Here is a 15,901-nt window from a genome sequence, read left to right as displayed (position 1 = left end):
ATCCCATTCTGGTTGACTGCTGATAAGCTACTAAATCTTGAAATCTTACCGGCCCTCAAACCTAAAGGGCGGCCCGGCACTCATTAAAGGTAGATCGATTGATGCCTAACTCGCGAAGGGTGGCCTTGACACTTAAAGTTGACTGCTCGACCAAGGTAATGATCTCCATTTTTTCCGATTGGGTCATACGATGGTAGTGGTTAGTCGTCGGCTCTAAGGTTTTTTTTAGTAGCCGATTCTCCAGGCTCAATTCGGCTACCAGTTGTTTGAGGGCCTCATTTTCGGATCTAATGGATTGGACTTCGGGAGCTGTGGCTTCCCGAGTCGTATCACCCGCCAGTCGTTTCTTACCCGCTTCGAGAAATTCTTTGCTGCTTCGACAGTCCGATCCAGCGGTAGTAGATGTTGGTATTTAGCCCTTCTCGTCGACAGATTTCGGCCACTGACTGTTCGCCCTGCAATCCCTCCAGCACAATGCGAATCTTTTCTTCAGCAGTATACTGCCGACGCGTCTGCCGTTGAATGTCTTTGATAATGGATAGAGCCGGTTTGCGCTCAGAGGAAGATGCTTGAGCCGTTTTGGAATGGCTAAGAGAGGCTTTTTTGGTTGAATTGAACATAACCAAAGTGATTTAGGTGAAACAACGGGGTCGCCCGTGCGATTAGGAAATTGTCTCTTCTCATTTTCACCCCTTTTGTCCACTTTCATTTGACGACGTACAGTGGATGTATTCGAACTAAGTGGAGCGGCCACCAAAGGTAACTTTAGGTTATTGATTACCAAAGACTCTAAAGTTAGTCTGAGCATGCCTAGTAGTGCTACGTTGGTCGGTAATCGTACGGTGCAAAATAGTTTGTGGACCTTGGATAACTCAATGCCTAACTATTATAGTTTAACGAGTAGTCAGCCTATCGACGCTAATGGGCTTCGCTCGGTAGGCTTGTTAGGGGAGTTGAAACCAGGGGCTACCCAAGGGGTTCTGAATCTAAGTGCCGTGATCATTGGTCTTCCGAGAGAAGCGGTATTGACGAATAATGGTGATGCTGATAAAATTGAATATTTTCAGCAATAACCGTAAGCTTAGGATTGAGTTTGACGGATATAGGAATCACCGCTCCAGCGGTCTTGCGAAATACGGCTTCACATTGTACGCATTCATACCTTATCTTTTAGTAGGAATACCAGATACAATTACAGTGATCAGAATAATAAGCCGCGTCTAGTTTCTGCTAGCGCGGCTTATTATTGGCCTAATTGTTTCGGTAGAGTTGGTTAGAAAAGAACAAAAACTTCCACTTTGTTCCCCATTACATCCTGGCCAAGCCCGATATAAATCGGTCAGATAAACGATCTAAAAATCAGCAGTTGTTTGTACTGCGTATGAACAATATTTGGTAGCTGGTCGGTTAGTTCCATTTATTATTAACACCGCGTGTTAAGTATTCATCGTTTTTAGCACATACTTTTCACAACCTAACTTATACTGCAACTTGATTTGCATATACGTCGCTGTGTAAACCAGATTGTAAACCGAAATAAAAAAAGCACTTATCATTTCTGCTAAGTGCTTGATTTTCAATGTCGGGGTGGCAGGATTCGAACCTACGACCTCCTGCTCCCAAAGCAGGCGCGATACCGGGCTACGCTACACCCCGAAGGTTTACTCGTGTACTCAGCGGAGAGAGAGGGATTCGAACCCTCGGTACCGTTGCCAGTACGACAGTTTAGCAAACTGTTCCTTTCGGCCACTCAGGCATCTCTCCGAAGCCAATCATTTCCTTCTTAAATGATTGGGACACAAAGATAGGGCAATTCAACGTTTTCAGCAAGACACAACCTAGAAAATCTTTTTACAATCACTAATTTCGCCCTGTTGGCACGACCCGACGTAACATGAAACCGGGTCATTGTCAACCTGATACCCCTCCTAAATGACTTGGTTATATCAATTTTCGCGTACCGAAATTATTTTTATTGGGCTATTCATCAGCTTCTATGCGTTCTACATCTGGCGCACATTCCGGCTGGCAAGCCAGCTGAACACAGCGGCCTGGGGGGTCATTCCTAAATTTTTTCTGCGTGGTAGTTACCTGACGTTATTGATCATTGCTCTACTTGGTCCGTCGTTTGGTGAAGCTGAAGGCGACTTCGCCACCACGGGCCGCGATACATTCCTGGTTATTGATATTTCCCGATCGATGGATGCTAGTGATGTAGTACCCACTCGCCTGGAGCGCATTAAGTATGGCATACAGCAACTCTGTGATACGTTGCCCGCTGAACGGTTTGGCCTTATTCTGGCGTCTTCTGAATCATTCGTGTTATCGCCCCTGACGAATGACCATGACGCGCTCAAACAGTTCATGCGTGAAGTACACACGAGCCTTTCCCCAACTGGTGGTACGGAGCTTTGTAACTCCATTGAGCTAGCCCGTCAGAAACTCCTTACCGACCCGGCCACACAACGTAGTGTTAAATCAATTATCCTGTTCAGTGATGGTGAGAATTTTAGTACCTGCGAACGTAGCAGCCTGACCCGACTTCGCTCGGCAGGGGTCTCGCTTATTACGGTTGGCGTTGGTACGGAATCCGGGGCATCAATTCGGGCGGGGCGCGATTTTGTGCGCGACAATGACCATCAGGTTGTTCGCAGCCGGCTGAATCGACAATTTTTACAGGATCTAGCCCGCAATGGACGAGGACAATACGTAGAGGCTGACGTCAATGACCGGTACGTCAACGAGTTGGTGGGAGTTCTTCGGTCGCTAAAAGGGAGAGCCGTTGATCAGCACCGGGTAGCCGTTTCAACCAATAAGTACTATTATTTTCTGTTGGCTGCGCTGGGGTTAATTGCCTTCGATCTAATTATAACCATTCGTACGTTCCGATTGTAGGTTCATCTCAGCGTTTCGTCTTATTTTTGACCATTCGTACCGTACGTCATGATGATTTATTTACTCATTACGGTCTGGCTTTGGTGGGATAATCTATTTTCGCTAAACCAAATTTCACGGAATAATCAGGCACGTCAGGAAGCCCAGACTGCTTATCAGGCAGGTGATTTTACACGCGCGCTACGCTTATACGCTTATCTGAGTCGTACAACCACGACTATCGATCCAGCTGTACGACTAAACTTAGGGCATACGTATTTCCAGCTGAAACTCTATCCCAGAGCAAAACCGCAGTATGAAGCCCTTCTTCAGTCGGACCGGCCGGACTTGAGAACCGCAGCCGCAACACAACTGGGCGTAATGAGTTGCCTTGAGGGCGACAGCGCTACAGCTTTATCTTTATTTCAGCGTGCGCTGCTGGAAAATCCCGACAATGAACCCGCCCGGTATAATTTTGAGTTAGTTAAAATACATTATTCGGGTAAAGTGCCCCCTGCAAACCCGCGTCAGAAATCAGTCGTACGTAAGCCTCAACTCATCAATAGACCCCGGCCTTCGGGTGGTCAGCAGGTCGAACGGTCGGCACGACAGGATGAACTGCTACGTCGTTTTCAGCGATTGAACCTAAGCGAAGAACAGGCATTGCAATTACTCGACGCCATGCAAAGTGATGATCTGCCTTACGCCCTGACCCGTTCTGCCCAGCGCTCAACAACAAAGCCTGTTCAGACAGGAAATCGCTGGTAGACTTGTCGCTCTAAAACAACAAAACCACATGAACGAAGTCGTCATTGTTTCCGCAGTCAGAACACCAATCGGTAGTTTTGGCGGTGTTTTATCAACCCTTTCGGCTGTAGATCTGGGGGCTGCTGCCATTCGCGGTGCCCTGAGTCGTGCGGGTGTACAGGCCGATCAGGTACAGGAAGTATATATGGGGAACGTAGTGTCGGCCAATCTTGGCCAGGCACCCGCTAAACAGGCAGCCCTGAAAGCGGGCCTCCCCCCTACGGTTCCCTGCACGACCATTAACAAAGTGTGTGCATCAGGCACAAAAGCCATTATGCTGGCGGCTCAGGCTATCCAGTTGGGCCAGGCGGATATAGTTGTAGCAGGTGGTATGGAAAGTATGTCGAACACACCGTACTACGTTCCCAAAGCACGTTTTGGGTATAAATATGGTAACGCAGAACTGGTCGACGGACTAGCCCGTGATGGGTTGGTCGATGCGTACGATCAATGCGCCATGGGTGTCTTTGCTGACCAGACCGCCGAGAAATACGGCATCAGTCGTCAGGAACAGGATGCTTATACGACACAGTCTTACCGACGGGCAGAAGCGAGTACGCAAAACGGTCAGTTCAACACTGAAATCGTACCGGTTGAGGTCACTAGCCGCAAAGGCAACGTAACGGTGAGCGAAGACGAAGAGTATACAAACGTTATTTACGACAAAATTCCGACGTTGAAAGCGGCCTTCACGCCCAGTGGAACCGTAACGCCCGCCAGTTCGTCGCCCATTAGCGATGGCGCGTCCGCGTTAGTCGTGATGAGTCGCCGTAAAGCGGATGAACTGGGGCTAAAACCCTTGGCGCGGATTCTGTCTTACGCTGACGCTGAACAGGAGCCCCAATGGTTCACCACCGCGCCAACCAAAGCCGTCCCTCTGGCCCTCGAACGAGCCGGATTGACGGCCGGGGATATTGATTTTTTTGAGGTCAATGAAGCCTTTGCCGTTGTACCACTAGCGTTCAGTAAGATCTTGACGATACCCCAGGAAAAACTGAATGTGTTTGGGGGAGCCGTATCCCTTGGTCACCCACTGGGAGCGTCTGGCGCCCGAATTGTCACAACTCTTACCAATGTCTTACAGCAGAACAACGGCCGTTATGGCGCAGTCGGTATCTGCAACGGAGGTGGTGGCGCTTCGGCGCTTGTGATCGAAAAACTATAAGTGTGCAGCAGTAACTTTCATTCATTAATACAGAAACACAAAGGTCACAGAGTCACGACTAATTGATTATACGAAATAAATAGTCTTTGAGACCTTTATGCCGCTGTAGGAATTGCTTTCTTTGGGTCTTTATAATCGTTCAAGGTTTGTCTTGACATAATCAACGTCGACTTCGAATCTCGAATGATATCTTCGCATTTTAAACCGATTAGATGAACGCCATTCAGGAAACTAATTTTGAGTTCCCCGGCCAGACCGGATTTTATCGCGGCAAAGTCCGGGATGTTTACTCGTTCCCAGACAAATTGGTCATGGTTGCCTCCGACCGGATTTCGGCATTCGACGTAGTGCTACCCCGGCCTATTCCGTTCAAAGGACAAGTGCTGAATCAGACCGCTGCTCACTTTCTGCGGGCTACGGCCGACATCGTTCCGAACTGGTTGCTCGACGTGCCTGATCCGAACGTAAGCGTCGGTCTTAAGTGCGAACCCTATGCCGTTGAAATGGTTGTTCGCGGCTACCTGGCAGGGCATGCCTGGCGAACGTACCGTGACGGACATCGCATACTCTGTGGCGTTGCTCTACCTGATGGTCTGGTGGAGAACGACCGACTGCCAACACCAATTATTACCCCATCGACAAAAGCCCACGAAGGCCACGATGAAGACATCAGCCGGGAAGAAATTCTTAGTCGGGGTATCGTCTCGGAAAACGACTACGTTCAGTTGGAGCGTTATGCACTGGCGCTGTTTGAGCGGGGTACGGCAATGGCTGCTGAACAGGGTCTGATCCTGGTGGATACCAAATATGAATTCGGCAATCACGATGGTCAGGTCTATCTGATTGATGAGGTCCATACGCCCGACTCCTCCCGGTACTTTTACGCGGATACGTACGCGGCTAACCAGCAGGCTCGTCAGCCGCAAAAACAATTGTCGAAAGAATTCGTCAGAGAATGGCTTATCGCGAATGGTTTTCAAGGGAAAACCGGTCAGATAGTGCCCGATATGTCAGATGAATGGGTCAGGCAAATCACCACGCGCTATATCGAGTTGTTTGAAAAAGTAACAGGACAGCGTTTTCAACCGGGAGAAACCACCGATCCCCTTTCACGAATTAAAACCAACATTTTGCAGGCAATAAATGATTAAAGAATAAGGAAAAGAGACTGTCCGGTGCGCTCCTTTGTACCGATCGTCTGTTTTCCTACTCTACAATTACATTCACCAGTCTATGAATTACACAATCGAGAAAAACGAACAATACGCCCTGATCCGCTTAACAGAACTGACGTTTGGTGATAACGTACCAACTGATTTTGAAACGCTTAGCCGTGGTTTATTCCGAGAAGGCTACAGTAATATTATTGTCGATATGACTCCTGTGGAATCGATTGATATGGCTGGCACCACAACCATTCGAAAAATAAACCGGCAATGCACTAACGAGGAGGGCCTTTTCGTGGTTGTTACAAAGAACGACGATCTAATTGATTTTTTGGATAAGTCGCATCTCAGCGATCTGACTATTCTGCCGACGGTAGAAGAAGCCATCGACGCTGTGTTCATGAACGAATTAGAAAACGATTTTCGTAGCGAAGAAGATGATGAGTACGACGCCGGAGGCAGCGTCGGCCGTGAGTGAATCGAACGTAGCCAGACCTGACGCAATGATTGAAACTGAACCGGACCAAAACCGACCGGCTCACACACCGTTCGCCCTTACTATTTTGGGGGCTGGCTCAGCTACGCCTACATTACGTCTCCATCAAACCGCTCAACTGCTAACGATTGGCAATGACTACATGCTGATCGATTGTGGCGAAGGCACTCAATTGCGCTTAATTGAACAACGAATTCGACCGGGCCGGTTACGGTATATTTTTATCAGCCATTTGCACGGGGATCATTACTTTGGGCTGGCTCCTCTCCTATCGTCGCTGAACCTGGGAGGACGTACCGAAGACCTGTATTTGTTTGGGCCGCGCGGACTGGACGACGTACTGACCACCATTTTTCGCGTGTCAAATTCTCAACTGGGCTACAAACTTCATTTTCAGGTTGTTGATCCTGATCAGTCTACATTTCTACTTGATCATGCTTTACTGACCGTACAGTCAATTCCACTTCAACACCGCATTGACTGTACGGGCTTTCTTTTTCGCGAAAAGCCGCAAAAACCGCATCTGCTACGTGCTAAACTTCCCGATGATGTACCGGTAGCGTATCTAAAGCAGTTAAAGAATGGGCAGGATGTTCTGGATGCTAACGGGCAAGTACTATACGCAACCGCTGACTATACAGAACCAGGGCCAGCACCCCGCTCGTACGCTTACTGCTCTGACACACGCTACGTCGAAGAATTGATTCCTCAGCTGCAAGGGGTTGATCTGCTTTACCACGAAGCAACTTTTCTGGAAGATAATGCTTTACGCGCGGCTGAAGTCTATCATTCCACGGCGTTACAAGCCGCTACGATTGCCGCCAAAGCTCAGGTAGGCCGACTGCTAATTGGCCATTTTTCCTCACGCTACAAACAGTTTGATTTATTCTTAGACGAAGCACGGACTGTTTTCCCGGAAACGTATTTAGCCATTGAAGGTAAAACCATCTCAATTTAACGTATCGCCAGCGAGATTAACCCATACAATAAAAGGATAAGGCCGACAGTTCCCATTACGTAACTTGTGTAAGCGTGTCGACGGGATTCTGATTATCTTTAACCCGGAAACTTTATCAATTTATTCATGCTGGCTTTTCGCCTGGGATTTTTAGACATCGGTTGGCTTGACCTGCTCGATATTGTACTCGTTGCCGTACTGATTTATCAGATTTATAACCTCGTTCGGGGAAGTGTTGCCAGTCGGGTATTTGTTGGTTATCTGCTGGTTTATCTGGCTTATTTGCTCGTAAAGGCGCTCGGTCTCAATCTGATGACCACTATTCTGGAGTATTTCATCAGCGTAGGAGCCTTAGCGTTAATTATCATATTCCAGCACGAAATCCGACGGTTTCTATTACTCATCGGCAAATCGACGAACCTAACGAACAGCCGTCGAATTCGGCGATGGTTGTTACGGGATAGTACTGGAGTAGATACACAAACTCCGCTGAAACCAATTCTGGATACATGCAAAGCCTTGGGTGCTGAATTTTCGGGTGGTTTACTGGTTCTCCAGAAAAACGATGATCTGGAAAAGTTTGCTCAATCGGGTGAACTGATCGACGCCGATATATCGAAGCCGCTGTTACTGGCGATTTTCAGTCAATACAGTCCGTTACACGATGGCGCTGTCATCATCAGCGATGGCCGCATACGGGCAGCCCGTTGTATTCTTCCCGTATCGGAAGACGACGAGCTGCCACCTTCGCTGGGTTTTCGGCACCGGGCCGCACTGGGGATGAGCGAAGCTACGGATGCCGCCGTTATTGCGGTTTCGGAAGAAAGCGGGCGGCTGGCCCTGGCACTGAACGGCGAGTTATATACGAATCTCAGTCAACCCGAATTAGAGAGCCGTCTGGAGCGTTATCTGCACGAACCGGTTCGCTGAAAACTATATACTACGTAAAAAGGGGTGTAATGTTACACCCCTTTTTAATATTCCAGCATACGAGGCAGGTTCTTTGCCTGCTCGATAAAATCACCAACTTGTTCGGCTGACGGAGGGCGTTGTGTAAACTGGCGGACGCTATTGATTTCGATCAGTTTAGCGTGCAGATTCGTGGGTACACGTTGAGCCAGTTCTTTCACCGTATCAACACCGGCCTCCTCCATCAAGTCGCTATAAACACGACCAATGCCTTTAATACGGGCTAAATCGGCCCGGTTTGCCAGTTCCAGAAGGATGGATGGATCAACCCCGCTAGCGGAGGCTAATGCTTTACGATCGGAAGGGGTTTTAGTCGCTTCGAGTAGTTCATCACTATCGCTAATCCCCTGCGCTTTCAGGGAATTTAGAATGGCATTCGTAATGCCGCGTAGTTCTCCTAATGTGAGGCTCATGCAGAAAAAGAGTATGGATGGTATATGTAAAATCCAGCCTGACCTTCAGACCGTTTAATAAACATTCAGCGAGCAATGTACTTCCTTCGAGTGTCGTTTAAAAGAAATTTCTTTTGAGCGGTGAAACTCTCCGGATGCATCTGCACAAATTCTTCTTTCCACTCTACGTACCGGGCGGGCTCAGCCTGCTGAAACTGCTCGGCACTGATGTTTTTCTGAATTAAGTACTCTTCAAATGTCATAAACTCAACCTGCCATTTTAACCGCAATTACGGCAAAATATGCTCTTCTGCAACACTAACACCCTAAAAACACCCCTAATGAGAATGACAAAATGGCTTATTAAACAAGTAACAATCTATAAAATCGCTATTGGAATGGATCGTGAAGCCTGGTTCTTTTTACTTAACCACGTTCACGCATGAACATAACTTATGTAACCTATAGCAACGAGACTCCTCAGTTGGGAGGAGCGCCCGAACAAGACTCGGTTTTGCTGGATGCGTACTCAAATACGGTTGTAAATGTAGCAAAAAAAGTTAGTCCATCTGTTGTACAGATTAAGGTTAGCGGTCGGGTCGCTGACGCGACATCTGAACGCAAAAATGCGGTTCCTCCGCAACGACGATCACCCGGTCGGGATGAGCGGGACGGCGGCACAGGTTCTGGATTTATCATCTCCAGCGACGGCTACATTATTACCAACAATCACGTCGTGGCAGGTGCATCGACGATCACCGTGTCATTACCCGACTCCCGCGAGTACGAGGCTACACTGATTGGACGTGATCCGGCCACCGATATCGCCGTTATTAAAATCTACGCTGACAACCTGCGGGCTATTCGCTTTGCTGACTCAAAACAACTACAGGTCGGACAGATCGCCATCGCTATTGGCAATCCTTATGGTTTTCAATATTCGTTAACGACGGGGGTTGTGAGCGCTCTCGGCCGGACGCTACGTTCCGAATCGGGCCGCTTGATTGACGATGTGATTCAAACCGATGCGGCTCTGAACCCTGGCAATTCGGGCGGCCCGCTGGTTAATTCGTACGGCGATGTTATTGGAGTGAATACAGCCGTCATTTTGCCTGCGCAGGGAATCTGTTTTGCTGTTTCGTCGAATCTGGCCGCGCTGGTTGCCGGTAAGCTCATCATGAACGGGCGCGTTCGACGCGGCTATCTGGGTATATCGGGTCAGCTTATTAACCTAACGGAACGTATCAAACAGTATAATCAACTGAATGTCAGAACAGGCGTGATGATCGTTAGTGTTGAGCCTGACGGTATAGCCGGTAATGGCGATTTACAACAGGGTGATATTATTGTCGGCTTTAACGATCAGCCTATAGCCTCTGTCGACGACTTGCATCGTTTATTAACCGACGACACGATTGGGCGGCAGATTCAGCTGACTGTGTTGCGGGAGAATCGTAAAAAGGGCGTAATTGTAACGCCGGGAGAGATGAAATAGCAACTTATGATACGTAGTCCTGGATAGTTATATAAGGAAGTCAGGGGTATTTTTTAGTTAATATTTGGCTGAAGAATGTTTTTTCTCAACATTTCCGAATAATATTACGCCGTTAACGTATAGCAATAGGCGTTAAGCGTATGTATTCATATATCACTCATTCCTACAATTCATGAAACGTATTTTCGTGCTGTTTTTCATGCTGGTGGCTTTTTCAGCCTCAGCCCAGGAGTTTAAACCATTTAAAGTAAATCTGTCATTGGGTTACGCAAAAGCCTTAGCCAGTGGCGTATCAGGCGGGGTTTTATTCTCGCTTGAGCCAAAATATGGCATTAGCGACAACTTCGATGTTGGCTTACGGTTAGAGTCGGCCTTTATCGCACGCGGGGTAACGGTTAACGGAAATACAACTACGGGCGATATTGCTGGATTTGGCTCTTACCTGCTGACGGGTACATACGTAGTGGGTACGGGTTCTGTTCGCCCTTTTGTTGGTCTTGGCGCTGGCTTGTTTACGATTGCTTCGGGCGGTGTCATTACGGTAACAGATAATCAGACTCCCCAGGACGTTACGTTCACAGCCGCTAATAAGTTTGGAGCCATGATCCGTGCGGGAATCAAAGCGGGTCACTTTGTGGCAGGTGTCGAATATAATGCTGTTCCGACGACGTCGAACAAGTTATCGAATACATCCATCGATAGCAAGAATGCTTATTTAGGCATTAAAATAGGCTTCGACATCGGCGGAGGTCGCCTGTAAGCAGTGAAAGTCGAAGTGCGAAACGTGTAGAACAAACCAGTGCTGCTTCAATTTAAGCCTTATTGCTGGTACCACGGGTTTTGACCCGTTTTTTGGGCCAATTCCTGAACGGGTTAAAACCCGTGGTACCTTTCTCTCAAACTAGTAAATTGGTCAAGTACTAGTTTATTCTACACGTTTCGCGCTTCATTTTTTACTGCTTTTTACTCTTTGGGAAGGATTAAGGGGTGAAAGCGAAGCCCGTTCACCCGATTGAATTCCAGCGATGGCGCTGGAATTTTAAAAAATTGTACGGTACCAATAAACCGCTGAAGTGAGGGCGAGAACGTACCGATACGAGATAGATCCGCATCGGGTGACAGAAAGAACTGCCGATACCGTGTAAACGTCACCTCTTTACCATCTTTGTCGACCACACGCGGATTTTCATGTCCGCCAATCATACCGCTGCCACTGTAGCCCAAATCCAGATTCAGCCAGCGCGGAAACGACGGTCCTACGGGCAATACCGACGCCAGATTCACCGATAGCCAATATTGTTGCCCATTGTAGTCTTTCAGCATTTGCTGCCCCGTTGTTTTTCCTAAAAGATTCGGTCGATACGGTGGAAAAATTGTTTTCCGAAAACCGTATTTCATGCTCACCACCTGCTGCCCGTTTCCATACTGTTGCCCCATAAACAGAGCTGTTCCCGCTACGTTCGCCAGCATGTCGCCTTTCGAGAAACCCCAGCCTTCCGCATGCCCGTCGTAGACTTCGAGCGTTGTCTGGAATAACAGGGCCAGCAGCCCACCCGTCAGAATACTAGCGCGTTCGTTAACCCCGCTCCAACGCATCAGTTCATACCCCCCTCGACTCATGCAGTACGCCGTAGCCGCATGGCCAACTTTATCCATTTGAAGCCATTCCGCATTGTCATTGAAGCTGTGAAACGGGACTCTCTTCTTATACCATTGCTTCCGTAGCATCAATAACGTAATGGTGTAAAAAGCAGCGGTACCAACGAGAACACCGATAAATCGTCCTTGATTGATTCCCGACGGGTCAGGAGCTGCAGGAGCTATGGGCATAGTCTGCGCCTGAACCGCCTGGCAGAACATGAGCCCGCATAAACTGATCAAGAAGACACGCCTGATTCGGTATTTCATCGCCCAAAAGTACCCAGAAAATCATTTCATCAGCGGTACAAGTTCCGGATCGTGTAACTTGCAACCCAATTACCTTTGTCATCTAGTTATGAATCTCGTTCCTTCTCCACCCCTCACTCGTGCTCAGGAGTCGCGTGTTGCCATTGAGCGGCTGTACATTACCATGCGCCATTTGTTTAACCGGGGATTTTACAAACCATCGGGCGTATCGGGCGAAGAAATCCGTCGGGCATTACTCACGCTACAACCCGAAATTTACGGGCTAGTCGGCGATCCGCAACGGGTTGAGCTGGATGGGCTTGTCTACGTCATGGACCGGCTCCCGAAAGGAATCGAAGCGTGTCGGGTTATCTCACTGGCGTCGCGGGAGGGGTTCGAAAACTCGCATTTCCCGGTGTTGATCCCCGCCAAACGGCGTCGAAACTGTTACCGAATTGACAATGAGCAGATGGTGATTGAAGTGACGAACGGACGTAGTGAAATCTACGACATCCTCACCCACCTGACGTTTATGTTCATGGAAGCCGATAAAATCCGGCGGAACGCTTTCCAGGAGCGGGGTAGCCGAACGCGCGAATGGGAAAAGTTAGAGGCCATTATCCAATCGGGGGGGAACGTAACGGACGATGAGCGAGAGCTGGCCCTGATGTATCTCAGTTCTATTCTGGGTCGGACGTTTGAAGAAACGCAGCAGGCGTATCATCGTTTCGAAGAAACAGCCGGGACCAACAGCGGGCTCTTTCAGATTGTTTACGGCCTGGGCAGCGTATCGATCCGGGAATTCCGGGAATCGAAAACAGATCGCGAAATCAACTTCACGCCCATGCTTCGTGAACGTATTGGTCAGCACCTGTACGGTGAACGCTGGGCCACGCGCATCAAACAATACATCTGGGAACATAACCTTCAGGATCGCCCGATCCATATCATCAGCGCCAATCCGCATAGTGTCATGAATTGCCTCTATGCACCCGCTGCACTGGCAGACGCTACGACCTGGGATAGCCTTTACGATCTGGCGCTGAAATTAAGTCAACCGGCTCAGCAACCGCTCCGCCAGCAGGTAGCTGAATACGCCGTTGAACACGGTATGCACGTGTTGGAGGATCTGGCCGGCACAAGTTTACTGGTGCAACTAATCGACACTGCGAAACTGGATACCAGGAAATTATCGGCAGAAATTACGCACGATGCCAAACATATTCGGGCTACGCAGCCATTATTGCTAATTATGGACTATGCGTTTGGTGAGCAGGCGTTTGAGACGATGGACGAATTACTGAAGCCGTTCGAATTTCACGACGAAACCGTTCCAATGAACGTAGCGTCGATTTCGGTTATCGGCAAAGCAGGTATTCTTACGGGCGACAAAGGAGACCTGATGATTCCGACATCGCACATTTTTGAAGGTACGGCGGATAACTACCCGCTGGATAACGATTTCCGCAAAGAAGATTTCGACGGCAATGGGCTGGGCGTTTTTGAAGGTGCCATGATTACGGTGCTGGGCACGTCCTTACAAAATAAGGACGTACTGAGTTATTTCCGCAATTCATCCTGGAAAGCGATTGGCCTGGAAATGGAAGGGGCTCACTACCAGAAAGCGATTCAGGCACAGGCCAAAATCCGGGGGAGTGTTTCCGCCAACGTAAAGGTACGTTACGCTTATTATGCGTCTGATAATCCGCTGCTTACGGGTGCTACGTTAGCATCAGGCAGTCTTGGTACGTTGGGCGTAAAGCCAACCTATTTGATTACGATCAAGTGCTTAGAGAAGATTTTTCAGGCGAGTTAATAGAACAGTCGACGAATTAAATGTGCTGGGTTGTCTGACCCCGTTGGGGTCAAATGTCTATAGACGATCATTAACCCTATAAACATCCGACCCCAGCGGGGTCGGATAACGTAGCACTGATGCGAAGTAACGCTGCCATCTATACCTTCTTTCGGCCAACATCATCAAGGTATTTACATAACCTTTTCAGATAACCGCCAACATCTCGACAACCTGTCAGTTCATACAAATTGCTCGTTGGTAAATTTATCCAATCGAATGGAACAACCTTTTCACCAACTTTGTAGCTAGTTACGAATACATACCTGCCTATTTTAATCATGGCGAAACGCAAAAAATCTACCCAAAAAGGACCCGATGTCATTCTTATCGGAGCCGGTATTATGAGTGCCACGCTCGGTGTGATGCTAAAGGAATTGCAGCCCGACATCACGATCGACATCTACGAACGGCTCGACAGCGCAGCTGCCGAAAGTTCCGATGCCTGGAATAATGCCGGTACGGGCCACTCAGCCTTCTGCGAGTTGAACTATACCCCCGAAAAAGAAGACGGCTCAATCGATCCATCAAAAGCCATCAAGATTGCCGAATCGTTTGAGCAATCGAAGCAGTTCTGGTCTTTTCTCATCCAGCAAGGTTTTCTGCACGATGCGCCTAATTTCATTCGGTCTATTCCGCACATGAGTTTTGTCTGGGGCGCCGATAACGTAACGTACCTCCAAAAACGGTACGATGCTCTTCAGCAAAATTATCTCTTCCACGGCATGCAGTATTCTGAAGATCCGGAACAACTGGCAGAGTGGATGCCGCTGGTTATGCAGGATCGCAATCCGGCGCAGCCGGTAGCCGCTACCCGTATGGACATTGGTACCGACGTAAATTTTGGCGCGTTGACACGCGCCATGTTTCGGCGTCTGAGTGACATGCCCGGCGTACACATGTACTTTGCTCACGATGTACACGACCTGTGGCGCTCAAAAAGCCTTGGTGGCTGGAAGTTACGGGTTGAAAACGTAACGACCCGTCAGGAGCGGGAAGTACAAACCGACTTTCTGTTCATTGGTGCCGGGGGCGGTTCGCTACGTCTGCTCGAAAAATCTGATATTCCCGAAAGCCGGGGGTTTGGGGGATTTCCCGTAAGCGGTCAGTGGCTAAAATGCGTCAATCGCGATATTATTGAACAACACCAGGCCAAGGTGTATGGCAAAGCCTCGGTAGGCGCCCCGCCAATGTCGGTGCCTCACCTGGATACCCGGATGATTGATGGTAAACGTGAACTGCTCTTCGGCCCTTACGCAGGCTTTTCGACCAAGTTTCTGAAAAGTGGCTCGTACATGGACCTACCAAAATCCATTCAGTTGAGCAACATGGCGCCCATGCTGATGGCTGGTATGCATAACATTCCGCTGACGCGCTATCTGATTCAGCAGGTAATGCAGTCGCCTGAAGACCGGTTAAATGCTTTGCGGGAATATTACCCCGATGCTAAAATGGAAGACTGGGAACTGGAAATTGCCGGGCAACGCGTGCAGGTGATCAAGAAAGACGAAGACGAAGGCGGAGTCCTGGAATTTGGCACCGAAGTAGTCAGTGCTGCCGACGGAAGTATTGCGGCTCTGCTGGGAGCATCGCCAGGCGCATCGACGGCCGTTTCGATCATGCTCGACTTACTAAAGCGCTGCTTTCCCGAACAGCTCCAAACAGATATCTGGCAACAAAAGCTCAAAGAAATGATTCCAAGTTATGGGCAGATTCTAGCCGATAATCCTGAGCTTGGTCAGCAACTTCGGAAGCAAACCGGCGAGGTGCTGGGCCTAACTACAGTTGAGTCCATACCCGAAGTGACTCGTTAGTTTTAGAGTAGCTACGTAAAAAA

Annotated in this window: 15 protein-coding genes, 2 tRNA genes and 1 pseudogene; 12 read left to right on the top strand and 6 right to left on the bottom strand. The window is 48.7% G+C overall.

What is annotated here, in order from left to right; genetic code table 11:
* Window positions 1-85: 85 nt before the first annotated feature.
* A pseudogene (locus IC230_RS33940) lies at window positions 86-620 on the bottom strand (transposase); the annotation flags it as partial.
* Between the two features lie 102 nt (window positions 621-722).
* Between IC230_RS33940 and IC230_RS08820 the strand changes: the two are divergent.
* Complete coding sequence (locus IC230_RS08820) at window positions 723-1,073, top strand: hypothetical protein (protein WP_191038594.1); 351 nt, start codon at window positions 723-725, stop codon at window positions 1,071-1,073.
* Window positions 1,074-1,582: 509 nt separating this feature from the next.
* Here the strand turns inward: IC230_RS08820 and IC230_RS08815 are convergent.
* Window positions 1,583-1,656 (bottom strand) — tRNA-Pro (locus IC230_RS08815).
* 21 nt (window positions 1,657-1,677) lie between these two features.
* Window positions 1,678-1,764, bottom strand: a tRNA-Ser gene (locus IC230_RS08810).
* Between the two features lie 168 nt (window positions 1,765-1,932).
* Here IC230_RS08810 and IC230_RS08805 point away from each other — a divergent pair.
* The 7 genes from IC230_RS08805 to cdaA all read left to right on the top strand — a co-directional run bounded on the left by IC230_RS08805 (window position 1,933) and on the right by cdaA (window position 8,396).
* On the top strand, window positions 1,933-2,895 hold the full coding sequence (locus tag IC230_RS08805) for a vWA domain-containing protein (RefSeq protein WP_191038593.1): 963 nt from the start codon (window positions 1,933-1,935) through the stop codon (window positions 2,893-2,895).
* A 48-nt stretch (window positions 2,896-2,943) separates the two neighbouring features.
* Complete coding sequence (locus IC230_RS08800) at window positions 2,944-3,642, top strand: tetratricopeptide repeat protein (protein WP_223860438.1); 699 nt, start codon at window positions 2,944-2,946, stop codon at window positions 3,640-3,642.
* Window positions 3,643-3,670: 28 nt separating this feature from the next.
* Window positions 3,671-4,846, top strand: a complete 1,176-nt coding sequence (locus tag IC230_RS08795; protein WP_191038592.1) for a thiolase family protein — start codon at window positions 3,671-3,673, stop codon at window positions 4,844-4,846.
* A gap of 212 nt (window positions 4,847-5,058) precedes the next feature.
* Entirely contained in the window at window positions 5,059-5,997 is a 939-nt protein-coding gene (locus IC230_RS08790; RefSeq protein ID WP_191038591.1) for a phosphoribosylaminoimidazolesuccinocarboxamide synthase, read from the top strand.
* Between the two features lie 82 nt (window positions 5,998-6,079).
* Window positions 6,080-6,490, top strand: coding sequence for an STAS domain-containing protein (locus IC230_RS08785; RefSeq protein ID WP_191038590.1), 411 nt, complete (start codon window positions 6,080-6,082; stop codon window positions 6,488-6,490).
* A gap of 25 nt (window positions 6,491-6,515) precedes the next feature.
* The gene (locus IC230_RS08780) at window positions 6,516-7,466 is read left to right on the top strand and encodes a ribonuclease Z (protein ID WP_191038638.1); all 951 of its coding nucleotides are present in this window, start codon (window positions 6,516-6,518) and stop codon (window positions 7,464-7,466) included.
* Between the two features lie 126 nt (window positions 7,467-7,592).
* Entirely contained in the window at window positions 7,593-8,396 is an 804-nt protein-coding gene (gene cdaA, locus IC230_RS08775) for a diadenylate cyclase CdaA (RefSeq protein WP_191038589.1), read from the top strand.
* A gap of 44 nt (window positions 8,397-8,440) precedes the next feature.
* Here the strand turns inward: cdaA and IC230_RS08770 are convergent, their stop codons facing one another.
* Window positions 8,441-8,848 carry a DUF4332 domain-containing protein gene (locus IC230_RS08770; protein WP_191038588.1) on the bottom strand — a complete coding sequence of 136 codons (408 nt, stop codon included), beginning with the start codon at window positions 8,846-8,848 and terminating at the stop codon, window positions 8,441-8,443.
* Between the two features lie 65 nt (window positions 8,849-8,913).
* A complete protein-coding gene (locus tag IC230_RS08765) occupies window positions 8,914-9,090 on the bottom strand; it encodes a hypothetical protein (protein ID WP_191038587.1) in 177 nt (58 codons plus the stop codon).
* A gap of 179 nt (window positions 9,091-9,269) precedes the next feature.
* Between IC230_RS08765 and IC230_RS08760 the strand changes: the two genes are divergently transcribed.
* Entirely contained in the window at window positions 9,270-10,322 is a 1,053-nt protein-coding gene (locus IC230_RS08760; protein ID WP_191038586.1) for a S1C family serine protease, read from the top strand.
* A gap of 172 nt (window positions 10,323-10,494) precedes the next feature.
* Window positions 10,495-11,082, top strand: a complete 588-nt coding sequence (locus IC230_RS08755; RefSeq protein WP_191038585.1) for an outer membrane beta-barrel protein — start codon at window positions 10,495-10,497, stop codon at window positions 11,080-11,082.
* Between the two features lie 203 nt (window positions 11,083-11,285).
* On the opposite strand, the gene IC230_RS08750 is transcribed toward IC230_RS08755, so the two are convergent.
* Complete coding sequence (locus IC230_RS08750) at window positions 11,286-12,152, bottom strand: DUF2279 domain-containing protein (protein WP_191038584.1); 867 nt, start codon at window positions 12,150-12,152, stop codon at window positions 11,286-11,288.
* Between the two features lie 166 nt (window positions 12,153-12,318).
* Between IC230_RS08750 and IC230_RS08745 the strand changes: the two genes are divergently transcribed.
* Both IC230_RS08745 and IC230_RS08740 read left to right on the top strand, forming a co-directional pair.
* Window positions 12,319-14,025, top strand: coding sequence for a DUF6909 family protein (locus IC230_RS08745; RefSeq protein WP_191038583.1), 1,707 nt, complete (start codon window positions 12,319-12,321; stop codon window positions 14,023-14,025).
* Window positions 14,026-14,345: 320 nt separating this feature from the next.
* A complete protein-coding gene (locus tag IC230_RS08740) occupies window positions 14,346-15,878 on the top strand; it encodes a malate:quinone oxidoreductase (RefSeq protein ID WP_191038582.1) in 1,533 nt (510 codons plus the stop codon).
* Window positions 15,879-15,901 lie beyond the last annotated feature (23 nt).

The sequence above is a fragment of the Spirosoma validum genome (assembly GCF_014699035.1).
In the GTDB taxonomy this organism is placed as follows: Bacteria; Bacteroidota; Bacteroidia; order Cytophagales; family Spirosomataceae; genus Spirosoma; species Spirosoma validum.
Note: the sequence above shows the minus strand (reverse complement) of the source record. Positions and strands in the feature narration are given on the sequence as shown.